The following is a 24,630-nucleotide window of genomic DNA, read 5'->3' on the forward strand; positions in this document are numbered from 1 at the left end:
GATGCAGATAGGGGAGCAGATATTTCATCTACTCCCCTGATCGGCCTAAATCCATGCCTGTTCAGGCTGTAAGGCGTGGACTATCCGTTTCGACCGTGTCGTTTTCGACAACGGCATAGGGGCCACCTGCAAGAATCTCGATGCAGAGCAGACGCATGGCAGCGGTGGGGTAATGCGTACCCAGATGCAGGGATGACTGCCCATCCGTCCATCGGCACGGAACGTTGCGTGGCGCGTACCAGCCATCGTACCATCCTGCCGGTGCATTTTCCGCAAGATGGGTTGTGATGGTACGCGTGGCATTGCCCTCAAACAGTTTGATGTCCTTGACCAGTACACCCAGTTGGCGACGATCATCCACATACGGACCGATTGTATCCGATGGGCGGGCAGTACGGGACATGATGCGCACGTCCTGCACGCCGGGGGGGATCATGAAAAAGACAAACCCGTTGGCTGCGCGTATCTGGTGGATGACGGCATTCGTTTCCGTCAGCAGGTAAAGTGCGGGATCGTCATTCAGGGCAGGAGTTTCGGATACATTATCCCGGCCCGCCGCAATTGCCCGTGCCTCGATCTGGCGGAAAAGGGGTTCAACAAAATCCTGACTGACGCCAAGGGGGGCTGCCGCATCCTGGGCCCAGTCACGGACCTTTCCGCCAATGCGGATGACATTTCCATCCTGCTGGAAGGCACGACGGTTGCCGGTATCAAGATAGCTTTCCGTCAGCATGCCGTCGGCCATGATGACAGAATGTTCTTCTGTTTCTATGTGATGGTAATCATAGGAACGGATCGCGTGGTCGTAGAAGATCGACCGCCCGTTGACCAGCATGCGGGCGGGGATGAACCGGCCGTCAAAAAACAGGCAATGTTCAGCCGTTATCAGCATGTCCTTGCAGGGCACGCCATCGGCAATGGCGTTCTGCATGATCCGCACGGGGTACCCCGCTTCATCATCGGGCATGCCTGCACGGACATGTGCCCGTGCCCTGCCAGCCCATGTCACCCTGCGTGGGATCATCCGGCCGTCCACCAGCGCCAGGACTTCGTCATTTTCCCGGATGTCTTCCACCGCAACCGCACCGGATGGGGTGGAGATCATCGAACCCGGCAGGAAACAGACCAGAACGCCCGTATCGCCCGTGCTGTTGACGGGGGTGGTGCTGATATACAGATTCCCGTCGCTGGTTGACTGGAACAGGTTGTGCTGGGTCGCGTAATCGTAAAAATCACCCTGGACCTGAATGGTCTGGCCGGTGGTCGTGACGATATTGGTGCTGTCGCCGGACTGCGATACGGAAGCAATGGCGGTCGCATTCGGAATTTCTATGGTTGCGCCCGGCTGGTCAAACCCGGTGATGCTGGGGAATTCCAGAATGGATACATTGGACCCCGGTGTAATGACCAGTGTTCCACCACCCGTGCCGAAATTGACCGTTGACCCCCCCAGTGCGGCGATGGCATCGGCCCCCTGCACCTGGTTGATCATCAGGGTGCCACCATTCTCGATATTATAGGTGGTGCCGGACAGGGCTGAAATGGCATCTTCGCCCGCCAGGGTGACGGTTCCCCCGTTTGCGGTAATCGTGGTGCCGGTCAGGGCGGATATAAGGGATCCGTCGGTGCCGGTCAGTGTTACATGCGCTCCGTCCTCGGATGTTACGGAATAGGGGTTTAGCGCACCGACCAGGGTCGGGGCAAAGGAGAGGGTCGCATTGACATCGCTTCCTTCGAATGTGGCAGTTGCGCCGCCTATACCTACGATTCCAATTAGCCATCCTGCTGGAGCAAGAATATAATCGCCGCTCTGATCGACGGTATTTTCATATCCATAAAGAATATTTGTGTCTGACATTTTCATTTATCCTTTTTTATTTATATATTTGTTTTGAAATTACGATAACGGATTTTTATTTTAATAAGCAGCATGTCAGGCACCTTTTTTCTGGAATGGTTCAGGCAGGGAAGTTCATAAAATCCGAATTCGCAGTCTATTTTATAAAAATGATCAATCCGTAAACGGACGACGTGGCATCGTGATGACGGAAACAGGCCGCCTGTCCGTGAAAACAGGGGAAGACCCTGCGTTGATATGTGCCGGTGGCGCCGGGTCCATGGCGTTCAGGCGCGTGCGTCGGCCTGCGCCTGCTCCTGTTCCGCAATGGTACGGATCCTGCGGTGCAGGGTGGACCGGCTTATGCCCAGCATGCGCGCGGCGACCGCAACCTTGCCGCGTGCGCTGGCCAGTGCGGTATGGATGGCCATGGTCTGGGCTTCGCGCAATGGCGCGGTCGGAGCGGGGATGGCCGTATCATCCAGCAGGCACATATTTACATCCTGCGTGGGGGGAAAGCCCATCTGCGCACGCGCGGCATGGGTCGCCCCCACTACGTGCCGGTCGCGGTCCAGTGCGACCAGCGGAACGGACGCCCCTGCCGCATTGCCCAGCAGCATGATGGCATGGCCACGATACCGGTCCATGAAACAGGCCTGTTCGATCTGCTGCGCCGCCTGCAGCAGGTTGGATGCAATCAGCACGCCCAGGCTGCCATCGGGCGTGGGATGGAACGAACTGGCATTGAGCGCGCCCGCCATCCGGCCCGATGCGTCATAAACCGGCGTTGCAATCCCTGCCAGCCCATGCAGGCCACTGCGCCAGTGCTGGTTGCGGTGGACGCTTATGCTGCGTTGTTCAGCCAGGCACGTGCCGATGCCGTTTGTCCCGGCATGACGTTCGTCCCATACCGCGCCGGGCCAGAAATGCCACCGGCGGCAACCACGTCGGAGGGGGCTGGCCGCCTGATGCGTCAGTACGATGCCATCCATGTCCGACAGCATGACGGTATAACCAACCGGGGCAAGCGCCGTGTGCAGCCGTTCCATTTCCGGCCCCGCAAAATACAGCAGCCGCCCCATGCGCAAACATGCCTGCCGCAGTTCCGCGCCCGACAGTACGTCGGGCAGGGTGGCCGCTGCGGGGTCAAGGCCGTACTCGTGCCGGCAACGCTGCCATGAGGCTTCAAGCCCCGTCTGGAGCGTATCCATGGCCACAACGGCAGGACGCAGGAAGCTGGAACCATGCAGCATGCTGTTTCCTTGCGTTCAGTATTGCGGGGGGTGGCGGATAAACACCTGCCTGAGTGTCGCGGTTTCGCGACACTTCGTACACGTCGCGTCACATGGGCGTGAACGGGCCGTGGTGTGTCCTTGCCTGCAATGGCGCAATGCGTGTGTGCTGCACACAGCCCGGCAGCATGCACAGGCGCAGTGCTGCGGGACCAGAAAAAAAACAGGGAAAATAACCATGCAAATAGCGCGTGAAACGCTGCTGCGCTCCTACCGGGCCATGCGGACCATCCGCATGTTCGAAGAGCGCCTGCATGTTGAATTCGCCACGGGGGAAATTCCCGGTTTCGTTCATCTGTACTGTGGCGAGGAAGCATCCGCCGTAGGCGTGTGCGCCAACCTGACGGATAACGACACCATAGCCAGCACCCATCGCGGCCATGGCCACTGCATTGCCAAGGGCGTGGGTGTGGCAGGCATGATGGCCGAAATCTATGGCCGCAGCACTGGCGTATGCCGTGGCAAGGGCGGGTCGATGCATATTGCCGATCTTGCCTGTGGCATGCTGGGGGCGAACGGGATCGTGGGCGGCGGCCCGCCGCTGATCTGCGGGGCGGCGCTGTCGCACAAGACCCTGCGTGACGGTGGGGTGGCCGTGGCGTTTTATGGCGATGGGGCGTCGAACGAGGGATCGACACTGGAAAGTCTCAACCTGGCTTCCGTATGGAACCTGCCTGCCGTGTTCGTGGTGGAAGATAATGGCTATGGCGAGGCCACTGCCGCGTCCTATGCCTGCGCCGGCACGCAGCAGGCACGGGCGGCGGGTTTTGGCATGCCCTATATCGAATGTGACGGGTCGGACTACTTTGCCGTCCATCAGGCCGCGGGTGAGGCGATTGCCCATGCGCGAGAAGGCAAGGGGCCGGTCATGCTGCATGTCCACCTGGCGCGCTGGTACGGACATTTTGAAGGGGACGCCATGACCTACCGCGCGGCGGATGAAGTGGCGATTGCCAAACGCGACCATGACTGTCTCAAGCTGTTCCGCACGCGCGTGACACAGGCTGGTCTGTTTGAGGGCAGCGAACTCGATGAGGTCGATGCCGCCGTCGCGGACGAAATCGAGGCCGCCGTGGTGCAGGCCAAGGACGACCCGCTGCCGCAATCCGCCGACCTGCTGGCGGATGTGTATGTCCGTTACTGACCCGTATCCCCGGGAGGCTGCCTGAAAAATCAGATCAGGAAACACCCTGCAACCATAAGAAAGTTTTTGGCAAAGATTTTTCCAGAAAGCTTGGAAAGACGCCGCCCGCCTGAAAAACGGCGGCGCCCGGAAACTTTTATTTCTTATCACCAGGTTGTTTCCAAACAGCCTCCAATGCATGGAAGAAATGAACCATGAGCAAGAAAAGCTTTCGGCAGGCGATCAATGAAGCCCTGCGGCAGGAAATGCGCCGCGATCCCACCGTCATCCTGATGGGTGAAGATGTCGCGGGCGGCCGTGGCGGATCGGCTGGCGTAACGGACGCATGGGGCGGCGTGCTGGGCGTGACCAAGGGATTGCTGGAGGAATTTGGCGACACCCGCGTGCTGGATACCCCCATTACCGAGGCATCGTATATCGGGGCCGCCGCAGGTGCCGCCGTGACCGGACTGCGGCCGGTGGCGGAACTGATGTTTGTCGATTTCGTCGGCTGCTGTCTGGACCAGATCATGAACCAGGCGGCCAAGTTCCGGTACATGTTCGGCGGCAAGGCCCGCACCCCGCTGGTGATCCGTGCCATGTTCGGCGCGGGCTTCAATGCCGCCGCCCAGCACAGTCAGGCGCTGTACCCGCTGTTTACGCATATTCCCGGCCTGAAGGTGGTCATCCCGTCCTCACCCTACGAAGCCAAGGGCCTGCTGATTTCAGCCATTCGCGATGATGATCCCGTCATCTTCCTTGAAAACAAGGTGATGTATGATGAGGAGGAAGACGTGCCGGACGAACCCTATGCCATCCCGTTTGGCGAAGCCAACCTGACGCGGGAGGGACGCGATGTCACCATCGTCGCCTTTGGCCGCATGGTCGGATTGGCCAACCAGGCGGCCGACCGGCTGGAAAAGAAGGGAATCAGTTGCACGGTCATTGACCCGCGCACGACGTCCCCACTTGATCGCGACACCATCCTGGAATGCGTAGCCGATACCGGGCGGCTGGTGATCGTTGATGAATCCAGCCCACGGTGCAACATGGCCACCGATATCGCGGCCATTGTGGCTGAAGAGGCATTCGATACCCTGCGCGCACCCATCCGCCGCGTGGTGCCGCCGCATACGCCGGTTCCCTTCGCCACCGTTCTGGAAACGCTGTACCTGCCCAGCGTGGACAGGATCGAGGCCGCCGTGACCGCCACCATGGCCCATCGCGTAGTGGAGAAAGTCTGACATGACCCATGACATAACCCCCATCACCATGCCTAAATTCGGGCTGGCCATGACCGAAGGCAAGATTGCCGGGTGGATGGTCGAACCGGACACGGCCATCAAAACCGGTGACGAGCTGGTTGATATCGAAACCAGCAAGATCACCAATGCCTTTGAAAGCCCCGTAACCGGCACGCTGCGGCGACAGGTCGCAAGCAACGGGGAAATGCTGCCCGTGGGTGCGCTGATTGGCGTTGTGGCCGACCCGGCGGTGCCGGATACGGATATTGACGCCTTCATTACCCGCTTCCAGACTGAATTTGCGGCATCAGCCGATGCGCAGTCGGACAGTGCGCCGGCTGATGAACCGGTCATGATGACGGTGGGCGATCATACCCTGCGCGTGCATGAACGGGGGGAAGGCGATGGCACGCCCCTGCTGCTGATCCATGGGTTTGGCGGTGACCTGAAAAACTGGATGCTCAATCACGCAGCCCTTGCGCATGGGCGACGTGTCATTGCCTTTGACCTGCCGGGACATGGCGGATCATCAAAGGATGTCGGGCCGGGCACGCTGGCGTTCTTTGCCGATGTTACGGCGCAGCTTCTGGCGCAGCTTAAAATTGAACAGGCGCATGTCATGGGGCATTCGCTGGGTGGTGGTATTGCGCTGACACTGGCGCAGACTGTTCCGCAGAGCGTGGCCTCGCTGGTGCTGGTGGCGCCTGCCGGGCTTGGGCCGCAGATCAACATGACCTTCATCAACGGCTTTATCGAAGCCGATCGCGTGCGCGCGGTGCAGGACGTGCTGAAATACCTTGTGCATGACAAATCACTGATCGGGCGGCGCATGTCAGATGACGTGCTGCGCTATAAACGGCTGGATGGAGTGCAGGCCGCACTGCGCACGGTGGCGGATGCCTGTTTCCCGGGCGGGCATCAGGGCGATGACCTGCGTCCCGCGCTGGCGGCGGTGGATATTCCGGTAACCGTGATCTGGGGCCGGGAAGATGAAATCCTGCCCGCGACACAGGCCGATGGCCTGTCCACGGCCGTTGAACGGCACATCCTGCCGGATATCGGGCATATGCCCCAGCTGGAAAGCGCAGCCAGAGTTAATGAAATGGTGGAGGAATTCATGAAATCGAAAGTCGTCGCTACATAAAGGTAAAAACCTGAATACAGGCTGTATTCGTAGAATTTTCCCACTGATAAATAAAAGTTTCCGGGTGCCGCCTTTTTTCAAAAAGGCGGCATTCCCGTGTTTTACCTTAAGCGACCATGCCGAAAGCATTCTTATGGAATGCTGGATATTCCACTGGCAGGATTCAGGAATGGTTCTTTATGCACGGAACTGTTTCTAATTAATAACGATATCGAATACTGTCCCCCTTTCGCCTGTAATGTTTCGTATTGCGAAAAATTTTCTGTGACTGCAGGTCACCAGAAGGTGTGCCCCACGGACTTGCCATGCCACCCCCGATGTGTATTCACTTGGAGCATAACAAAGCGGCAAAGCAAGAACAGTCGGACTGGAAAACCAGTTACGGCACGGGAATAATAATAATGTTTGTCGGAATTGATCTGGGCACGTCCGCCCTCAAGGCCGTTCTGGTTGACGGCAACCAGCATGTCATAGGCAGTCATTCATATCCGTTGCGTGTCAGTTCGCCCCATCCGGGGTGGAACGAACAGGCACCACAGGACTGGTGGACGGCGCTGCTGGGTGCGATGGACGCGCTGGCCGCCGCCCATCCGGCCGAAATGGCGCAGGTTACGGGCATGGGCCTGTCCGGTCAGCAGCATGGCGCGGTCCTGCTGGGGCGGGATGGTGATGTGCTGCGCCCGTGCATCCTGTGGAATGACGTGCGCGCGGTGGCGCAATGCGCGGAATTTGAACGCAGGTTTCCCCAGAGTCGTGAAATATGCGGCAACATCGCCATGCCGGGCTTTACCGCGCCCAAGCTGCTGTGGGTGGCAGAACATGAACCGGGGGTCTTTGCCGCCACCCGCCATGTCCTGCTGCCCAAGGCATGGCTGCGTTACCGCATGACCGGCGACATGATCGAGGACATGTCGGATGCGGCGGGTTCGCTATGGCTGGATGTGGGGCGTCGCTGCTGGTCCGATGATGCGCTGGCGGCGACCGGCCTGCGGCGTGACAACATGCCGGCACTGGTGGAAGGCACGGCGCCCGCAGGTATTCTGGATTCAGCACTGGCCCGGCGCTGGGGCATGAATGCGCGCCCGGTCATGGCGGGCGGTGCCGGTGATAACGCGGCGGGTGCCGTGGGGCTGGGCGCGGTCAGGGCAGGGTCGTCTTTCCTGTCGCTGGGGACATCGGGCGTGCTGTGGGTGACAACCGACCGGTTTCGGCCGCATCCACAGGGTGGGATCCATGCTTTCTGCCATGCCGTGCCCGATATGTGGCACCAGATGGGGGTGACACTGTCGGCTGCGTCTTCGCTGGCATGGTGGGCGCGTACGACCGGCATGGCGGAGCGCGACCTGCTGGCGGAACTGCCCGCGCATGTGACGCGGCCATCGCCTGTTGTTTTCCTGCCGTATCTGTCGGGTGAACGGACACCCTATAATGACGGGCGTATCCGCGGCATGTTTGCCGGCCTGTCCCATAACACCACGCGCGCGGACATGACGCAGGCCGTGCTGGAAGGTGTCGCCTTTTCCTTCCGCGATGTGGTGGATGCGCTGGCGAATGCCGGTTCCATCGTGACACAGGCGGACGTGATCGGTGGCGGATCCAACAGCCGCACATGGGTTTCCATCCTGTCCAGCGTCACGGGTCTGTCGCTGCACCGACTGGCGCATGGGGAGCAGGGGGGCGCATTTGGCGCCGCCCGCCTGGCCCGCATTGCCGTGACGGGGGAGGCGGTGGAGGCCGTCTGCCTGCCACAGCAGCGCGAGGAAACACTGGATCCCGATCCCGAACTGGTCAGCGCCTATGCCGCGCCGCTGGCGTTTTACCGCAGGCTTTATCCTGCCCTTCGTTCCGCAATGGATGCGCAGCCCGCCTGAACGGGCGCTGCGTCATGCTTGTGGCATGTCCCGACCGGGTAAAAGGCTGTTATAGCCTATAACGACCATGTCGCCCATATCGGGCATGAACAGGGGAACAGAGAGCGTTATGAAAACAGGCCCATTCAACAGGACATTATATAGCGCATGTGCGGCCGCCGTGCTGGGACTTCTGCCCCCCGTAGGGGCGGTTGCCCGCGATAGTGTGGATCATGGGGCGGCCCCGTCGGGCAATATCAGCGTTGTCGCGCGCTTCTACGACATGCAGCCCTCGGGCATCGCAACCCTGCCTGACGGGCGCATTGTACTGGCCTTCCCGCGCAGTGCCGCCGACCATAAGGGACCACGCCTGGGCGTGCTGCACAAAGGCAAGGCCATCCCCTTTCCCGATGAGGCAACGCAGGCGCATTTTGTCTCCCCCCTTGGCATGACGGTGGATGCAACCGGCCGGCTGTGGATCGTGGATGAAGGGATTGTTGCCGGACAGACAACGCCAGCCGCCCCGTCGCTGATCGGGCTGGATGGGCATACCGGGCAGATCGTGGCGACCATACCGCTGGGCGCTGGTGCCACGCGGTCCGACAGCCATGTCAATGACGTGCGTGTGGACATGACACATGGCGCGCAGGGCACGGCCTATATCAGTGATACCTCGCTTATGGATCATCCGGCGATCATCGTTGTCGATATTGCCACCGGGCATGCGCGGCGTGTGCTGGAAAATGCCCCTTCGACCCGGGCGGAACCGGGCTTCGCCATGGAACTGGACGGGCAGATGCTGCGTTATGACATGGCGCACCCGGCCATGGGACAGGGGGGCATCGATGGTGTGACGCTGAGCACGGATTCAAGCCGCCTGTACTGGCAGCCCCTGTCCAGCCGCAGGCTTTACAGCGTGCCTACGGCGCTGCTGGCCGACCCTGCCGTCAAGCCTGCGCAGCTGGAACGCGCCGTGCGTGACGAAGGGGAAGATTCCGTGGTTGATGGTATGGCCACCGGCCCGGACAATACCCTGTACCTGACGGACATCGAACGCCATGCGGTGCTACGCCGCACGGCGGACGGACATCTGTCCGTTGTCGCGCATGATCCGCGCCTGATCGCCCCCGATGGACTGACCCTGAATGACGGCGCCCTGTGGCTGACGGTCGGCCAGTGGGGACGACTGCCCGTGTTCCATGACGGTCACGACATGGAAGAGCGGCCATGGCTGGTGGTGCGCATTCCCCTGAAATAAGCCTGAAGGGCAAGCTGGAAAGAACGCATAATAATGGCGCATGACAGGCAGACCGCCCCTGGATCCGGCATCGTGAACCTGATTGCGGGGGTCGCCGCCACGGGCGGCCTTCTGTTCGGGTATGATACCGGCATCATTTCCGCAGCCCTGCTGCAGATCACCACCGATTTTACCCTGGGCACACTGGGGCAGCAGATCGTGACATCCGCCATCGTTGCCGGGGCGCTGGGGGGCTGTCTTGTGGCGGCCCCGCTGTCGGACCGGCTGGGGCGGCGTTACATGATCATGTTTGCCGCCCTTGTATTCATTGTCGGCACGCTGGTTGCTTCCTTGTCGCCCGGGGTGGTGGTGCTGGTCTGCGCACGGTTCATACTCGGGCTGGCGGTGGGCATGTGTTCGCAGATCGTGCCGGTCTATATCGCGGAAATTGCCCCGCGTGAAAAACGCGGGCAGATGGTGGTCCTGTTCCAGCTTGCTGTTGTGTCGGGTATCCTTGTGTCCTTCATCGCGGGGTATCTGTGCCGCAATCAGTCATGGCGGCTGATGTTCGGGCTGGGCATCGTGCCGGCCGTCATCCTGTTTGTCGGCATGTCGGTCCTGCCACGCAGTCCACGCTGGCTGGCCATGAAGGGCAACCTGGAAGGTGCGTTCGAAGTGTTGCAGCGCCTGCGCAGCGACCCGCAGGCCGCGCGGACGGAACTGGATTCCATTGTCGCCATGCATGATGAACAGGCCCCATGGTCCGCGCTGTTGCAGCCATGGGTGCGCCCGGCAGTGATTGCATCGGTCGGGGTGGCGTTATTCTGCCAGATTACGGGCATCAATGCGGTGCTGTATTATGCTCCAACCATTTTCGCCGGCGTTGGTTTTGGACAGGCGTCCGCCCTGCTGACCTCGATTGCCATTGGGGTTGCCATGGTGCTGTCCACCGCGTTTGGCAGCTGGGCGGTGGATGCATGGGGGCGGCGCAGGCTGCTGCTGCGGCTTATTCCCGGTGCTGTTGTCTCCCTTATGGTGCTGGCAACAATGTTTGCCATCGGGTCAACCCATGGCGTCAATACATGGATAACGGCAGCCGCGGTGGTCTGTTACGCCATATTCAATGTTGGCAGCCTGTCTGTCGCCATATGGCTGGTGGGGGCGGAGGTCTATCCCCTGTCGTGCCGTAGCAAAGGTATGAGCCTGGTGGCGGCAACGCACTGGACGGCGGACCTGCTGATTTCCCTGACCACGCTGTCACTGGTACAGGCGCTGGGGGCGGCGGGTACGTTCTGGATGTATGCGGCAATCAACCTGGTCGCATTTGCATTTGTATGGCGTTATGTGCCCGAAACGCGCGGGCGGTCACTGGAAGAAATTGAAACGGCGCTTAAGGCGGGTACGTTTAATTCCCTGACCTGACCAGATAAATAAAAGTAAAAGTTTCTGGGCGCCGCCTTTTTTCAAAAAGGTGGCGTCTTGTCGAAGCTTTTTGAAAAAATCTTCACCAAAAACTTCTTTATGATTTTTTCAGATGTCCCAGGGGACAGGCTGTTTCAAACAGTCTCTGATAACACGGGTATGGCGGGACAGTGAAACGTCCGCCATGCTCTGGTTATACAGGAAATGGATATTCAGGGATGGAGATGTCCACGTGCTGGTTCCAGCATGGGCGCGCGCCGACGTGGCGTGGGGGCAAGCAGTGGCGTTTCGGGCGGCAGAAGGTGATGAAGGATCTTTTCCCCAATAGCGGTCTGCCATAGCCAAAGACTGTTGACCTGCCCGCGGAAACTGGTTTCGCCTCCCATCGCCCCGGTAGGGCGGAAACCCGATGCCAGACCCAGGCCAAACAGACCCGGAATTTCCTGTCCCGCCGCATTCAGGATACCGCATTCCGGGCCGGTCAGGCAGCCATCGGGGGCATCTGTGGACAGGGCGATCGGGCGGTCATGCGCATCGATCATGGTGACGCGGCGGGGACGGTAGCCAAAACAGGCGATAACGGCATCGGCATTATCTATAATGGCCTGTACCTCCGCATGGTTGTCGTCCTTTATCTGCACATCGCGCAGGCGGGGTTCAGGCGGGGCGCCTGCAATGCCCATCAACTGCATGGCCAGGTCGCGCGAATCATAACGCAGGCCACCAAAACGGTACACAAACTGGCTGACCGGGCAGATATCATCTTCATGGAATTCCGTATATCCGTCCGCCACGGCTTCTTCCGCCGTACGGTAAAACAGCTTCAGGCGGGATTTGTGCAGCAGTGTCAGGTTGCCCGGTATGATGCGGTCAGCCATGTCACGCATTATGACGCGTGCGACTGACAATGCGCTGCTGGCGCCGCCGATGACGGCAATCCTGGGATTGTCCTGTCCGGCCGTCATGGCGCGTAATCTGGCGATGTCATCGGGGGAAAGCAGTTCGTCGGATTGCATGACCCTGCCTGCATGGCGGGGCAACAGGGGGCCTTCAGCCACCATTTCATCATGAAGCCGCTGTTCGGGCTGGTGCGCGCCCATCGCCAGTACCACCTTGTTGGCAATGATGTGTTGCGTATGCGCCCCATCACTGGAGATGAGATAGCCCCGCCATCTGCCATCCACGTTCTGGTGCAGGCTTTTAAGCTGCCATCCGGTCAGGATCCGTGACGCGGGATGGGCGGTGATGAGGGTTGTCAGCACCTGTCCCACGATATCCAGAAAATCCGCCACGACACGTAGCGGCAATGGAAGCCGCCCATGGTTGCGTATCATTTCCACCATGGGGTGATGGGTCAGGCGTGCAAGTTCGGGCACCGGGTTATCGGTTATCGCATCGACGAATGTTTCGGCCGCGCTGTCGGAATTGATGACATATCGCCCCAGCATGCCCGAACCGATATGCGGCCCCTGTTCAACCAGTACAAGACCTTCATCCAGCAGGCGTGGCAGCTCGCCTATGCGTGATGCGGCAAGCAGGACGGCAATGGCGGCCGGGCCGCCACCGGCAATAAGGACGGGTGTTGCTGTATCTGTGGACATGGCTGCATGTATCCGTTTTCCATAGGTGATAAGGAACGGGGGCTTACATATCTGTGGCGTGGCAGGCGTTCAGCAGTTCCTGGCACACGTAACGTACCATTTCCGGCGTCATTTCATGCCATAACGGCAGGGACACAATGGAAGATGCAAGCGCGTCGGTTGCCTGCAGGTCGCCTGCCTTGCAATGGGCAACAAAATAACTCTGTTCATACAGATGGGGGGAAAAATAGGTCGATGTGCCGATCCGCTTTTCTTTCATGCGGGCAAGTATCGCATTACGGTGTGACGCATATCGTGGTGGCAGGCGCACCGGCAGGAACTGATAGGACATGCGTGCGCCACGCTGCCGCTGGAAGCCGAAACCGGGCAGAAGGTCGTAATACATCTGTTCTATGCGGCACTTCTTTTCAACCACACTTTCCAGATGGTCCAGTCCCGACAGGGCAAGCAGCGCCCCGATTTCAGGCAGCTTGGAATTGAGTCCGGGCATTGTGGCGTGGCGGATCTTGCCAAAGCCGAAATTGCCCATTGCACGCAGGGCTTCGATCATGTCGGGGTTGTTGGCGTAAATGAAACCGCCTTCCCCAATTCCCATTGTTTTTGTTGCGTGCAGGGAACATATGATGGCATGCGGTGAACCAGTGCCGAATCCTTGCCCCTGTGCGTTATGGGCCCCAAGGGATGCTGCCGCATCTATGACAACGGGAATGCCTGTCTGTTTTTCCAGTTGTGTATAATGATTGATATCGGTTGCATTCCCGAACGTGGCATAGGGAAATATTGCTGCAATCTGTTCACCATATTCATGCAGTAATTCATTTTCCGCCGCATGGGACGCCATCCAGTCCGCGGGATCAATGTCACAGAACAGTGGCATGAAACCCGCCCACAACACGGCATGCGCCGCCGCTGCGAAAGTAAAGGACGGCATCAGAACATAACGCGCGACACGGGTATCCTTGTGGCGTGTCGCGTATTTCAGTGCCATCATCAAGCCGATTGTGGCATTGCATACCGTGACGCACTGGCCCACGCCATTGAACATCTGTTCAACCAGGCGTTTTTCGAATTGCTGATTTATCGGACCGTAATTGGTGTAGATGCCGGAATTTTCCATTGCGATAATGCCATCGGCCAACTGGCTTATTTTCGGAATATTTGAACGAATGAATGATATTTCCGTATGGGACATTTCTGTATTCCGGTTTTATGAAACAGATGGCCTGATCATGATGTCTGGCGAGTAAAGGAAAATGGCGCATCGCATCAACCGTATAAGTTAAAAGCAGATAATTCGTGTACATTCAATTCAAATATAAATATATTATTTACCACACGTTTATGTGATTACTGTGTGTGGATGAAACATACGATATTTTAAAATAACGTTGAAAATTCATGCAATTTCATGATTGATGAATCGTTCCCATCTACACGACATATTCATGGAATAAGTAAAACGATCTAATGTTATTTTGTTTTTGATGTAACCCAGTGACACGGGATGAGTGGCGTGATTGCGAAAAAAAAATGTGCGATTGTATTGAAGACCTATGCATGGGACAGCTTCGTACAACTGCAGTTGCAACGGTTGCAGGTAACGTTTCCTGAAAACGATATTTTTATCTCTATTGATGAAACAAATGGTTTTACGGGAACCATTCCATATGAACGTGTGCTGCGCACATGTAATGCGGACATGCTGGCGTTAGGGTTTGCCAACCGGTTTGAAAAAGGCAGCCTGTTATGGTGGAACGCCGATTACACCCATTATCAGGTGCAGTCCCGGATTCCGGATTATGATTACTACCTGTTCGTGGAATATGATGCCTGCATTGCCGGCAATGGCACCCGCCTGCTGGCTGACATGATCGCGGATGAGGCGGATTTCATATCCCATCCCATTGATGCGGGACCGGCATGGTACTGGCACCGCTTCCATACGGGTATTTACCCCGCAGGGCAGTTGCGGGCATCACTGAACTGCATTTCATTTTTTTCCCGTCGTGCCCTGACCCATCTGGCGCAACGGCGACGGGCAATGTCAGCCAATATGGATGAAACGGGTTTCTGGCCGTTGGGGGAGGCCTTTGTCGCATCCGAAGTGGCGGCAGCGGACCTGACCTTCATTCCCCTGGCGCGGTATGGCGATGTTTCACGCTATTCCTGGTTTCCGCCAATACTGTCAACGGATCTTGTGCTGCCACAAAGCGGGCATACTTTCCTTCACCCTGTGCTGGATCAGAAAAGGTATATTGCAAGCCTGCTGCGGCAGACGCATTTCGTGCGTCATTACTTTATGCGTGGCAGTGAGTTACGGCGCGAACTTGGCCGCTTTCCGGGTGCCGTATCACGGTGGCAGCTGTACCGTGCCGCCATGCTGCGTGCGACCGAACGGCTGCGGCAGATATGTGGCGCTCCGTAAGGGTGGGTTCATGCCGGTTGTGACAGAAGTTTTTCCACAACGCGCTCGACTTCAGGTTCCCACGGGCCGGGCGCACAACCAAACACCTGCCGCAGACGTGTGCAGTCAAGTCGCGCATCCGGCGGCCGCCGTGCGGGTGTGGGCCAGTCGGCGGTGGTAATGGCTTCCATGACGGGCTGCGGATTGCCCTGCCTGGCTGCGGCATTGACCGCCGTACACGCCAGATCGTACCAGCTTGCCTGACCCTGTCCGGTTGCATGGTAGATCCCGGCATAGTCCGGTTTCCATCCGGTATCACGGATCTGCCTTATGATATGCATGATGACATCCGCCAGTGCATCCGCACTGGTCGGGTTGCCAATCTGATCACTGACAACCCGCAGGGTCGGCCGTTTGGTTGCCGCATCGACCATGGTGCGGACAAAGTTGCGGTTATAGGGCGAATAGACCCATGCCGTGCGCAGGATGATGCTGTCAGGTTGCGCCTGCAGCACCGCCTGTTCGCCATCCGCCTTGGTCCGTCCGTAGACCGATCGGGGATCAACCGGATCGGTTTCCATGTAGGGACTGCCTTTATCCCCACTGAAAACATAATCGGTGGAAATATGGATCAGCGGAATATCCAGTTCGCGACATATCGCGGCAATGCGTGCGGGACCGGCATGATTGGCACGCTGTGCCCCCTCCACATCTGTTTCCGCGGCATCCACTGCGGTCCAGGCGGCGGCATTAACGACCACGGACGGGTTATGCGCCCTGATGACGGCATCAATCGTATCGGGTTGGTCAAAGTCGAAATCCGGTCGCCCGACCCGTACCACACCGTCACGGGTGGATAACGCCGTGGCAAGCTGGCCATGTCCCCCGGTTACCAGGATCGATTGCGTATGCATCACGTGCAGCTTCTTCTTTCATCTGAAACGGGAAGATCGGGCAGTTCCACGCCACTTCCGGAGATTGTTTGAAAATAAATCATTGATAAGAAATGATAAAACTTTTCAGGTGCTGTCTTTTATATATGAAACCAATCATCAACATTGGAGAAGGGAGAGGCTGCGGCATCCTTTTCCGACAGGATCGCGTCCTTTTCCGCAACAGGCCAGTCGATCGCCAGCAGCGGGTCATTCCAACGCACGGACCGTTCGCACTCACGATCCCAGAAATCGGTGCATTTGTACTGCACCTCGGCATTTTCACTTAATGTGCAGAAGCCGTGCAGGAAGCCGGTCGGGATCCATAACTGCGATCCGTTTTCCGCGGACAGGGTCGCGCCCACCCATTGACCAAAGGTGGGTGATCCCGCGCGGATATCCACGCCTACATCCCATATACTGCCGCGGGTGCAGCGGACCAGCTTGCCCTGCGCATGAGGGGCAAGCTGGCAATGCAGCCCGCGCACCACGCCGCGCTGGCATGACAGGCTGTGATTATCCTGCACGAAGGGGCCGGGAATGCCGATTTCCTTCATGCGGGCTGCGTTGAACGTTTCTGAAAAATAGCCGCGTTCATCGCCAAAACGCGGCGGGGTGAGCAGAATCATGCCCGCAATGTTAAATGTCTGTATGTCCATGGGATTCCCTGTTCTTCTGTCCGGGCGGTGCGGTCCTGTCCGCGTTATGGCTTGGCGTGGTTTAGGAAAGGCTTAATGGCCGTCATCTGCGGGCGGTCCTGGCCATGGTCGGGTTCAAGCGTAAACATGTAATTGCCCCATAGCGGCCCCGCCGCCCAATAGGTCCATCCATCCCACACATCCGCATTATCCCGCAGGTAGGACAGGATGGGGTCGAGCAGGGCAACGCATTCCGGCTGGCGGCTGACCCCGAATTCCCCCAGGAAGCCGTGTGCCTTGTGGGCATGTAGCCAGTCGGTGAAGGGCTTGAGGCGTGCAAGGGCCTGGTCTTGTGAAATACATGCCGGCTTGGTTCCCGACGCATCGGGATCAAAATATTCATGCACTTCATAAACCAGACGGTTGGCAGGGTCGTGCAACTGTCCCAGCGCGTCACCATTCAGTTTCGGGAAACCCTGCGCGCTGTCCCAGCCAATGCCGGGCACAAGAATGGTATTATGGCTGCCTGCCTTGCGGATGGCGTCAATTGCGGCCTGCACCGAATTTTTCCATGCCTCGGCCGAATGCTGCTGCGGTTCGTTCATCAGGCCGAACAGGACATGCGGGTTATTGCCCAGTGCCTGTGCCAGCCGGGACCATAAATCGGCAAAGGCTGAATCCGGCACGCCAGCGGACCCGACTTCCTGCCCGCGGTAGCGCCCGTAATCATGGATATCCAGCACGGTTGTGGCATCCTTGCCCTGTGCATAGGCAATGAACTGCTGCACGCGCTGCAGTTCCCTTTCATCCAGCGGGCCATTCAGGGTCGGCTGAAGACGTTCCCATAATACCGACAGGCGGAATGTGTTCATGCCCTGCGCCGTAAAATAATCCACCTCCGCAGGTTTGGGATAAAGGTAGTCATACCCGTAACGGCCCGGCAGCTTGGAGGAGGAATAGGCAGCCCCCGCAAGGTTTACGCCACGATATGTCTGCGCAGCAGCATGCAGGGCAGGGGAAAGTGTCAGGGTCGCTGCGATCAGGCCGCCATACAGGCAGCGGCATAAGCGGGAAGAGGGAAATGATTTCATGCGATATGCTCCGCTGCGGGCATAAGCCGGTTGAAACGGAATGATTTCGGACGTTCAGGCGCCTTTTCCCTGATTGCGGGTTCCGATGGCGCAACGACGCTGTTGGTCGTGCCATACAGGAACCACAGCAACGCCGCCGTCTTGATGGTAAAGACCGATGCGCCGATGCACAGGGATGTGGAAAAATAAAGCGAGATCATCGCCTTCATCGATATGGCGGCTTCGGTCCGCGCCGGATGCAGGGTGAACAGCGCCAGCAGGAACAGCGTCAGCGGCAGGCCAAGGTTGTTGATGATATAGGCATAACCCGTATCGGCCGTGTACACCTGCGATGGCGCCATGGCGAACCATTGCGACAGGTTCCAGTAATCCAGCAGCCGACCGGAAAACAGCAGTCGGCCGGAAAAGTTGTCCCCGATGATGGAAGGCAGGATTCCGGGCATTTCGTGGTTGGCGCCCTGCAGCATCAGGCCCATCATCACCGTGACCGGCATGGCGAACACCACGAAGCGTGAACGGTAAAGCGGCGTCACACGCAACAGGATCATGCCCAGCGCGCAGCCCGAGGCAAAGCGCGAATCCGCCAGCACGAAACACAGCGCGGACAGGAAGAACAGGAACGCATGCCGCAGCCGGGAGCCAAGGTTTGTACTGAGACACCATGCAAACCCGATGGCCGAGAAATTGCCCAGTGAATCCGGTTCCAGGAACAGAGACGACACACGGTGCGATCCGAATATGGACTGGAAAAACGTACGGGACGCGGCAGCCCCGCGGTTTCCGCTGATAAACAGGTTCGTATTGCTGTAATTGACCGTGCTGCTGCTGATGACGCCCTTGTTCACGTAATAGGTCCAGACATCGAATATGGTGCCGAACAGGTTGGTGAACAGCAGTTCGAAAAAGCCGACGAACATGATCATGGCCATCATCACCCACATGGTGCGCTCACCCGACCGCAGGGTGGATCGGGTGCCCAGCTGGTAAAAGACATACGCAATGGCCAGGTCATGCAGGATCTTCATGTCCAGCCGGGGATTGATCAGCTTGGCCCCGATCTCGAAACAGATCATCACACCCGTAATGCGCACCACGGCAGGGGAAATCGTGTTGCGCACTTCGATAAACGCCAGAAAGATTATGGCCAGTTCGCACAGCACGATTTCCGAACTGCGGATCGTAATGACATGGCGTGTGTTAATGAAACACAGGACAAGGTTGAAGATTGCCCCGGCCACCACCAGCCACGATACGCCATCCGCCCGTGACAGGACGGGTGCGCTGGCCATGGACCGGTGGGGAAGGTGGGCATGCGCTGTGGCAGACATGACTATTCCCGTATCAGACGCGTGACGCATGGGTATCCGCACCCTGCCGTGGGGAAACCGGACGGACAGGGGACGGCTGGACAAGCAGCGCATTACCCAGCCGTCTGCCAAGGTTATGCAGGGGCAGTTCCAGTACATTATAGGTTATGGCCGCCAGTGCAGTGGTCAGCACGACGGTCACGATCCCCAGTCCCGCCTGGGTGAGGGAGGGATGTGACAGCATGGCGGAGGTCCCCACGACATGGCCCATCATGCTGAACACCATCAGCATGATGGGCAGGTGCAGCAGGTAAATGCCATAGGACAGTTCCCCAATGGCGATGACCGGCCTGCTGAGCAGCACGCGGTACTGCCGTCCCGATGCATACAGGTCACGGATCAGTATGAAGGCCGCGACAGTTTCAATCATGTCGGGGATACGTTCGGGCAGGCCGGATCCGGCAAGGGCATAACGGTCATACAGCAGCACGACCAGCGCCAGCAGCGCATAAAGTCCGTGACGGGGGGAAAGTGTCGTCGGCAGCAGCGGAATCAGCGCGCCGGCACCAAAGGAGAGGGCAAAGACCGTACCCACCTCATGCGGCAGGGGCAGCAGGGCAATGGCCGCAAGGCCCACCAGGGTCACCACCCGCAGCCGTGGCGCGCGCACCAGCCAGAACAGGAACGGAAAGGCCACGGAATACATGAGTTCCACCCGCAGCGACCACATCGGCCCATTATAACGGGTGAAAACGCCCGCGACCGACATGACTGTGTTGCGGATGGATACGGGCGTCTGCAGATTACGCGACAGCCACCCGACAAAAACCCCGTCACCAACCCATCCGCGCGCAACAATCATGCTGGCAATGGCCAGCCCGATGGAAAACCACAGCAGCGGATAGATCCTGAATACGCGCTTGATATAGAAACTGCCAACAATCCGGCCCGTCAGGCGCGTATATTTACGTAATGACAGCGACAGGACGCATCCGCTGAGTACAAAGAACAGCACCACCGCCGCTTCCGCATTGAATGCGTAGGTCACGATGTCATGCACGGCCGCCTGCCCCCCCGTGCGTTGCGGGTTCTGGTACCGAAAAACCTGTATGGCATGCCCGAACAGCACCACAAGGCATGCAACGCCACGCAGGGATGTCAGCTGGTGCAGATAATTTCGTTCCGTTCCCGAAGTTTCTGTCACAGACGACATCGTCGGTTCCCCCGGTGCATGAATGGCATGGCGTGATGAAGGCAATACAGTGATTCTGTTATGGCGTAATCAGCGTATCAGAATATAAATGTAGAAAACATGCAAAATGTGCCTACACAATTCTTTGTGCCGCCGCCTTTATCACGGCACGATCATGTCATGATCCTGCCGCAATCACACTGTGGATTTGGCGCAACGCAAATGGGGTCGCGCGCTGGCCCGGCCATAATTGCAAGATCGATATGAACCCCAGGGGCCGCACGCCATGCGCATGCGGCCTGCCGCCACTGTGGCGCACGGCAGGAGACTATAGTTCCATGACGCGCTCCCTGTTTATTTCCGTCCATGATTTCAGGAGCTTGCGCAAGGCGAGTGTCCATTTTATCGCAGCGGAGATGGCCCGCCGTGGCCCGACAGCCTTCCTGTCCATCGGGTTAAGTGCGCTGTCGCTGCGACGCGGTGATACGCGCGCCAGCCTTGCGGACCGCGCCAACCGGGTGGAAACGGTGGATGGCGTGGAATGCTATCTGTGGCGCATGAAATGGCATCCGTTCAACATGCGCCGTGCGGCGCTGGCCCCGGTGGAGCGGGGGCTGTTCTGGCTGTATCGCCAGATGCTGCCCGCCATTGCACGAAAATGGATACGGCGTGCCGATACTGTCTTTATTGAATCCGGCATGGCACCGATATTTATTGCCGATGTCAGGAAACTTAATCCGTCGGCCCGCATTATTTACCTGATGTCCGACGATCTGGAAGTCGTAGGCTGTGCGGATACCATCAAGAATGATTTTGTGCGAAATTTCGACATGATCGACACGGTGCGCATGCCTTCGCGCTATCTGCTTGACCGTCTGCCCCATGCGCGTTCGGCCGTTTTCGCACCGCATGGCATTGATCGTGGCATTGCCGAAAAAACCTATCCCAATCCCTATACACCCGGTCGGACCAGTTGCGTCTCGATCGGGTCAATGCTGTTTGACCGCAGCTTTTTCCAGATCGCGGCGTCACTGCGGCCGGACATTGATTTCCATATTATCGGTGCGGGCCGTGCGGCGGACGGGCTGGTGGCGGACAATATCATCATCCATCCCGAAATGGCGTTTGAACGTACGCTGTCCTATCTCCAGCACGCCAGTTTTGGCGTCGCACCCTATCGTGACGCCAATACGCCGCGTTATCTGCTAGATACGTCACTCAAGCTGCGGCAGTTTGCGCTGTTTGGCATTCCCGCAGTCTGTCCCGATTTTGCACTGAACGATACGGCCGGGCGGTATGGGTACCGGCCGGGGGACGCACAATCCATCGGGCATGCGATTGATGCGGCGCTGCACGCATCGGACGTGATCGAGCTTGATGCCCATAGCTGGCCCGAAATCGTGCAGCGTATCCTGACCCCCGAAGCCTATCCCGACACGCATGTCTGAATACAGGCCTGTCCCTGCGTAACGTATTAGGAAAGAGCGAATAACATGACTGAGGCAGGTGAGAACGGACCACGCATTTCGGTCGTCATGGCAACCTATAACGGGGCCACCCATATCCGCGAACAACTGGACAGCCTGGCGGCACAGACGTGCCTGCCGGCCGAACTGGTCGTGACGGATGATGGTTCGACCGATGCCACGCTGGACATCGTGGCCGATTTTGCCCGCACCGCGCCCTTTCCGGTGCAGATTCACCGCAATGCGAAACGCTTTGGCTACAAGGGCAATTTCATGCATGCGGTCAGCCTGAGTTCAGGCGACCTGATTTCCTTCTGCGATCAGGATGATTTCTGGAAAAGCGATAATCTGGAACGTGTGCGGCAGGCGTTCATGAACGACCCGGACGTGCTGATGGTCTTTCATAACGCGCATCTGGTGAATGAAGGGCGCGCGCCCATATCACCCTTTTACGCAACCCCGCCCGTTCCCCCCGTTTCGCGTCCGCTGACGTTGCAGCCATGGTGCTTTTCCTATGGCTTCATGCAGACATTCCGCGCGGACCTGAAGCCCGCCGGCGCCCTGTGGGCCCGCATGGGCGATCATTACAACCCGGGCAAGGAAATGGGGCATGACCTGTTCTTCTTCCTTGTCGCGTCCGGTGTCGGGACCATTGTCTATCTGGATGAAGAACTGACGGAATACCGGCTGCATGGTGGCAATACGGTGGGGTCGGGCAAGCGTACCAAACCGACATTCGTGGATCGCTGGCGTTACCGGCTGGAAGACCGGGCCGATACCTATCGCTACCTTGCCCGCATGACAGCACAGGACAGCAGGATGTTTGCCGATCTGGCCCAGACGCCATCATGGTCGGAAACCATGCGTAACCGTGCCCGCGTCGCCGCCGAGGCATGGCGCGGGCTGGAACCGCTTTATCTCCTGCGCGCCGAAGTCTGTTCGGGCACCCTGCCACGCCGTATCGCGGCCTTTGTGCAACTGGTGCGGGAAGGGGGATATAGCGAACGTTCGTTCTGGACCTTCGGCAATCGCGCCATGTACAAGGATTTCGCGCTGGGCGTCGTGCTTGCGCCACTGGTACGTCGGTTCGGCCGGGAATCATCGCGCACCGATCGCGCCTGCCACCGCGGGAGCGCCCATGACGTGCCTGTATCGCAGGTCGCCCCCGTGCAGGCCGTCGCGGCATGAAAATGCTGCCACAGGCAGGGACAGCCGTTCCCGGTGCATCCAGGCCCTGTGTTGCCATCTACCGAACGCAGATCCTGCCATGGTCGGAAACATTCGTGCGCGATCAGGCCCGTGCCCTGACGCGCTGGCGGCCGGTCCTGATCGGGGAACGTACGGTGGGCCAGCTGCCGCTGGATGGCATGGCCGTCCGGGCGTTGCATGACGGGCCGCCCACGTTGTTCCAGCGTCTGATTGGCATGGGATCGCGTTATCTGGAACGGCCGGTGTCGGGCATGATGAAACTGGCGCGTGCCGTAAGCCCCGCGCTGGTGCATGCCCATTTCGGTTTTGACGGGGTGGAGGCATGGCCCGTGGCGCGCGCGCTGCATGTGCCGTTACTGGTTACCCTGCACGGGTCGGACATCACCACGCATATGCACTGGTTTGCGTCAGGTGGGGGAGGGCGGCGATGGCGTGCCTATCCACGCAGGCTGAAACTGCTGGCCGCCCGGCCGCAGGTCAGTTTCGTGGCCGTATCCCATAGCATACGCGAGGCGGCATTGCGTGTGGGCCTGCCCGAACAGCGTATCCATGTCTGTCCCATCGGGATTGATGTCCATCGCTTCCACCCGACCGGCCAGCCGGTTGCCCGGCGGGCGCCGGTTATCCTGTTTGCGGGCAGGCTGGTGGAAAAAAAGGGCTGCCGCTACCTGATTGAGGCCTTTCGCACCGTGCAGGCGCAATTGCCTGATGCACGACTGGTCATTGCCGGTGATGGCCCTGAACGCCCGATGCTGACCAGCCTTGCCGCGGGCATGGATGGCGTATCGTTTCACGGTCGGTATTCAGCTGCCGAAATGCAGCCGTTGCTGGCACAGGCGCGTGTTTTCTGCCTGCCCAGTGTCACTGCCGCCAATGGCGATGCGGAAGGCATGGGCCTGGTCGTGCTGGAAGCCCAGGCCTGTGGCGTCCCGGTCGTGACATCGGCACGGGGCGGGGCGACAGAAGGCATTATCAACGGCAAGACGGGCTTTGCGTTTGCCGAAGGGGATGTCACGACGCTGGCGGCCCGTCTGCTGGATGTGCTGCGTGATGATGATCTGGCTGCACACATGTCCGCCGCTGGCCCCGTTTTCGTGGCGCAGAAGCATGACGTCACCCGCTGGGCGACAACACTGGAAAACATTTACGACAGTATGACAGGACGCATCCCATGAACGTCTCCATGTCCGTCAGCCTGGTCATTACCACCTATAATGCACAGGCTTTTATCATGCGCGCCGTCAGTTCCGCGCTGGAACAGACACATGCGCCGCTGGAAATCATCATAGTGGACGACTGTTCAACGGATGGTACGCCCGACCTGCTGAACAGGCTGGCGCGCGCGCATGGCAGTATCCGCGTCATGTCCACGCCGTATAATGGCGGGCCATCGGTTGCGCGCAATGTCGGGCTGGGGGCGGCACGGGGGGACTGGATCGCGTTTCTTGACGCGGATGACGCCTTTGCCCCTGATCGGCTGGAAGCACTGATGGCGCGCGCCGCCGTCGGGGATTGTGACGCTGTGGCGGATGATCTGGCCTATTATGACGCCATGGCGGGGCAGGTAACGGGCCGTGCGATGGGGGCGGGGCAGGTGCCGCGTACGCCCATTGGCCTGCGCGATTACATTGCCCATAACCG

At 58.9% G+C, this 24,630-nt stretch carries 20 protein-coding genes; 11 read left to right on the plus strand and 9 right to left on the minus strand.

Annotated elements, in window-relative coordinates; all coding sequences use genetic code 11:
- Positions 1 to 61: 61 nt before the first annotated feature.
- On the minus strand, positions 62 to 1,858 hold the full coding sequence (locus tag F1542_RS15440; RefSeq protein WP_193733821.1) for a Hint domain-containing protein: 1,797 nt from the start codon (positions 1,856 to 1,858) through the stop codon (positions 62 to 64).
- 266 nt (positions 1,859 to 2,124) lie between these two features.
- On the minus strand, positions 2,125 to 3,090 hold the full coding sequence (locus tag F1542_RS15445) for a helix-turn-helix domain-containing protein (RefSeq protein WP_193733822.1): 966 nt from the start codon (positions 3,088 to 3,090) through the stop codon (positions 2,125 to 2,127).
- A 217-nt stretch (positions 3,091 to 3,307) separates the two neighbouring features.
- Between F1542_RS15445 and F1542_RS15450 the strand changes: the two genes are divergently transcribed.
- The 6 genes from F1542_RS15450 (at position 3,308) to F1542_RS15475 (ending at position 11,149) form a co-directional block, all read left to right on the plus strand.
- Positions 3,308 to 4,273, plus strand: coding sequence for a thiamine pyrophosphate-dependent dehydrogenase E1 component subunit alpha (locus F1542_RS15450; protein ID WP_193733823.1), 966 nt, complete (start codon positions 3,308 to 3,310; stop codon positions 4,271 to 4,273).
- Positions 4,274 to 4,467: 194 nt separating this feature from the next.
- Positions 4,468 to 5,496 carry an alpha-ketoacid dehydrogenase subunit beta gene (locus F1542_RS15455; protein ID WP_193733824.1) on the plus strand — a complete coding sequence of 343 codons (1,029 nt, stop codon included), beginning with the start codon at positions 4,468 to 4,470 and terminating at the stop codon, positions 5,494 to 5,496.
- Between the two features lies 1 nt (position 5,497).
- Positions 5,498 to 6,640 carry an acetoin dehydrogenase dihydrolipoyllysine-residue acetyltransferase subunit gene (locus F1542_RS15460; RefSeq protein WP_193733825.1) on the plus strand — a complete coding sequence of 381 codons (1,143 nt, stop codon included), beginning with the start codon at positions 5,498 to 5,500 and terminating at the stop codon, positions 6,638 to 6,640.
- Positions 6,641 to 7,041: 401 nt separating this feature from the next.
- Positions 7,042 to 8,511 carry a xylulokinase gene (xylB, locus tag F1542_RS15465; protein WP_193733826.1) on the plus strand — a complete coding sequence of 490 codons (1,470 nt, stop codon included), beginning with the start codon at positions 7,042 to 7,044 and terminating at the stop codon, positions 8,509 to 8,511.
- Between the two features lie 109 nt (positions 8,512 to 8,620).
- A complete protein-coding gene (locus F1542_RS15470; RefSeq protein WP_193733827.1) occupies positions 8,621 to 9,748 on the plus strand; it encodes an L-dopachrome tautomerase-related protein in 1,128 nt (375 codons plus the stop codon).
- Positions 9,749 to 9,781: 33 nt separating this feature from the next.
- The gene (locus F1542_RS15475) at positions 9,782 to 11,149 is read left to right on the plus strand and encodes a sugar porter family MFS transporter (protein WP_193733828.1); all 1,368 of its coding nucleotides are present in this window, start codon (positions 9,782 to 9,784) and stop codon (positions 11,147 to 11,149) included.
- Between the two features lie 212 nt (positions 11,150 to 11,361).
- Here F1542_RS15475 and F1542_RS15480 read toward each other — a convergent pair whose 3' ends face one another.
- Positions 11,362 to 12,750 (minus strand): aminotransferase DegT, encoded by a 1,389-nt coding sequence (locus tag F1542_RS15480; RefSeq protein ID WP_193733829.1) that lies wholly within the window; start codon positions 12,748 to 12,750, stop codon positions 11,362 to 11,364.
- A 43-nt stretch (positions 12,751 to 12,793) separates the two neighbouring features.
- The gene (locus F1542_RS15485; protein ID WP_253073270.1) at positions 12,794 to 13,867 is read right to left on the minus strand and encodes a DegT/DnrJ/EryC1/StrS family aminotransferase; all 1,074 of its coding nucleotides are present in this window, start codon (positions 13,865 to 13,867) and stop codon (positions 12,794 to 12,796) included.
- A gap of 582 nt (positions 13,868 to 14,449) precedes the next feature.
- On the opposite strand from F1542_RS15485, the gene F1542_RS15490 reads away from it, so the two are divergent.
- Positions 14,450 to 15,175 carry a hypothetical protein gene (locus F1542_RS15490; RefSeq protein WP_193733831.1) on the plus strand — a complete coding sequence of 242 codons (726 nt, stop codon included), beginning with the start codon at positions 14,450 to 14,452 and terminating at the stop codon, positions 15,173 to 15,175.
- 8 nt (positions 15,176 to 15,183) lie between these two features.
- Here the strand turns inward: F1542_RS15490 and rfbD are convergent, their stop codons facing one another.
- The 5 genes from rfbD to F1542_RS15515 all read right to left on the minus strand — a co-directional run bounded on the left by rfbD (position 15,184) and on the right by F1542_RS15515 (position 20,335).
- Positions 15,184 to 16,068 (minus strand): dTDP-4-dehydrorhamnose reductase, encoded by an 885-nt coding sequence (rfbD, locus tag F1542_RS15495; protein WP_193733841.1) that lies wholly within the window; start codon positions 16,066 to 16,068, stop codon positions 15,184 to 15,186.
- A gap of 119 nt (positions 16,069 to 16,187) precedes the next feature.
- Positions 16,188 to 16,745, minus strand: a complete 558-nt coding sequence (rfbC, locus tag F1542_RS15500; RefSeq protein WP_193733832.1) for a dTDP-4-dehydrorhamnose 3,5-epimerase — start codon at positions 16,743 to 16,745, stop codon at positions 16,188 to 16,190.
- Between the two features lie 44 nt (positions 16,746 to 16,789).
- The gene (locus F1542_RS15505) at positions 16,790 to 17,815 is read right to left on the minus strand and encodes a glycoside hydrolase family 5 protein (RefSeq protein ID WP_227672795.1); all 1,026 of its coding nucleotides are present in this window, start codon (positions 17,813 to 17,815) and stop codon (positions 16,790 to 16,792) included.
- Positions 17,812 to 19,143 carry a polysaccharide polymerase gene (locus F1542_RS15510; RefSeq protein ID WP_193733833.1) on the minus strand — a complete coding sequence of 444 codons (1,332 nt, stop codon included), beginning with the start codon at positions 19,141 to 19,143 and terminating at the stop codon, positions 17,812 to 17,814. The genes F1542_RS15505 and F1542_RS15510 overlap by 4 nt, the downstream gene beginning before the upstream one ends.
- A gap of 13 nt (positions 19,144 to 19,156) precedes the next feature.
- On the minus strand, positions 19,157 to 20,335 hold the full coding sequence (locus F1542_RS15515; protein WP_193733834.1) for an acyltransferase: 1,179 nt from the start codon (positions 20,333 to 20,335) through the stop codon (positions 19,157 to 19,159).
- Positions 20,336 to 20,652: 317 nt separating this feature from the next.
- On the opposite strand from F1542_RS15515, the gene F1542_RS15520 reads away from it, so the two are divergent.
- The 4 genes from F1542_RS15520 to F1542_RS15535 form a co-directional block, all read left to right on the plus strand.
- Positions 20,653 to 21,762, plus strand: coding sequence for a polysaccharide biosynthesis protein GumK (locus F1542_RS15520; RefSeq protein ID WP_193733835.1), 1,110 nt, complete (start codon positions 20,653 to 20,655; stop codon positions 21,760 to 21,762).
- 45 nt (positions 21,763 to 21,807) lie between these two features.
- Entirely contained in the window at positions 21,808 to 22,968 is a 1,161-nt protein-coding gene (locus F1542_RS15525) for a glycosyltransferase (RefSeq protein ID WP_193733836.1), read from the plus strand.
- Entirely contained in the window at positions 22,965 to 24,164 is a 1,200-nt protein-coding gene (locus F1542_RS15530; RefSeq protein ID WP_193733837.1) for a glycosyltransferase, read from the plus strand. Before F1542_RS15525 ends, F1542_RS15530 begins: the two co-directional genes overlap by 4 nt.
- Positions 24,161 to 24,630, plus strand: a 470-nt coding sequence (locus F1542_RS15535) for a glycosyltransferase family 2 protein (RefSeq protein ID WP_193733838.1), incomplete at its 3' end; no start/stop codon positions are given. The genes F1542_RS15530 and F1542_RS15535, both read left to right, overlap by 4 nt.

Source organism: Komagataeibacter sp. FXV3 (assembly GCF_015155755.1).
Taxonomy (GTDB): Bacteria; Pseudomonadota; Alphaproteobacteria; order Acetobacterales; family Acetobacteraceae; genus Komagataeibacter.

Excerpts from the sequence above, each read along its gene's own strand:
- F1542_RS15440 (WP_193733821.1), bottom strand. The coding sequence starts at position 1,858 with ATGTCAGACACAAATATTCTTTATGGATATGAAAATACCGTCGATCAG.
- F1542_RS15445 (WP_193733822.1), bottom strand. The coding sequence starts at position 3,090 with ATGCTGCATGGTTCCAGCTTCCTGCGTCCTGCCGTTGTGGCCATGGAT.
- F1542_RS15450 (WP_193733823.1), top strand. The coding sequence starts at position 3,308 with ATGCAAATAGCGCGTGAAACGCTGCTGCGCTCCTACCGGGCCATGCGG.
- F1542_RS15455 (WP_193733824.1), top strand. The coding sequence starts at position 4,468 with ATGAGCAAGAAAAGCTTTCGGCAGGCGATCAATGAAGCCCTGCGGCAG.
- F1542_RS15460 (WP_193733825.1), top strand. The coding sequence starts at position 5,498 with ATGACCCATGACATAACCCCCATCACCATGCCTAAATTCGGGCTGGCC.
- xylB (WP_193733826.1), top strand. The coding sequence starts at position 7,042 with ATGTTTGTCGGAATTGATCTGGGCACGTCCGCCCTCAAGGCCGTTCTG.
- F1542_RS15470 (WP_193733827.1), top strand. The coding sequence starts at position 8,621 with ATGAAAACAGGCCCATTCAACAGGACATTATATAGCGCATGTGCGGCC.
- F1542_RS15475 (WP_193733828.1), top strand. The coding sequence starts at position 9,782 with ATGGCGCATGACAGGCAGACCGCCCCTGGATCCGGCATCGTGAACCTG.
- F1542_RS15480 (WP_193733829.1), bottom strand. The coding sequence starts at position 12,750 with ATGTCCACAGATACAGCAACACCCGTCCTTATTGCCGGTGGCGGCCCG.
- F1542_RS15485 (WP_253073270.1), bottom strand. The coding sequence starts at position 13,867 with ATGGAAAATTCCGGCATCTACACCAATTACGGTCCGATAAATCAGCAA.
- F1542_RS15490 (WP_193733831.1), top strand. The coding sequence starts at position 14,450 with ATGCTGGCGTTAGGGTTTGCCAACCGGTTTGAAAAAGGCAGCCTGTTA.
- rfbD (WP_193733841.1), bottom strand. The coding sequence starts at position 16,068 with ATGCATACGCAATCGATCCTGGTAACCGGGGGACATGGCCAGCTTGCC.
- rfbC (WP_193733832.1), bottom strand. The coding sequence starts at position 16,745 with ATGGACATACAGACATTTAACATTGCGGGCATGATTCTGCTCACCCCG.
- F1542_RS15505 (WP_227672795.1), bottom strand. The coding sequence starts at position 17,815 with ATGAAATCATTTCCCTCTTCCCGCTTATGCCGCTGCCTGTATGGCGGC.
- F1542_RS15510 (WP_193733833.1), bottom strand. The coding sequence starts at position 19,143 with ATGTCTGCCACAGCGCATGCCCACCTTCCCCACCGGTCCATGGCCAGC.
- F1542_RS15515 (WP_193733834.1), bottom strand. The coding sequence starts at position 20,335 with ATGTCGTCTGTGACAGAAACTTCGGGAACGGAACGAAATTATCTGCAC.
- F1542_RS15520 (WP_193733835.1), top strand. The coding sequence starts at position 20,653 with ATGACGCGCTCCCTGTTTATTTCCGTCCATGATTTCAGGAGCTTGCGC.
- F1542_RS15525 (WP_193733836.1), top strand. The coding sequence starts at position 21,808 with ATGACTGAGGCAGGTGAGAACGGACCACGCATTTCGGTCGTCATGGCA.
- F1542_RS15530 (WP_193733837.1), top strand. The coding sequence starts at position 22,965 with ATGAAAATGCTGCCACAGGCAGGGACAGCCGTTCCCGGTGCATCCAGG.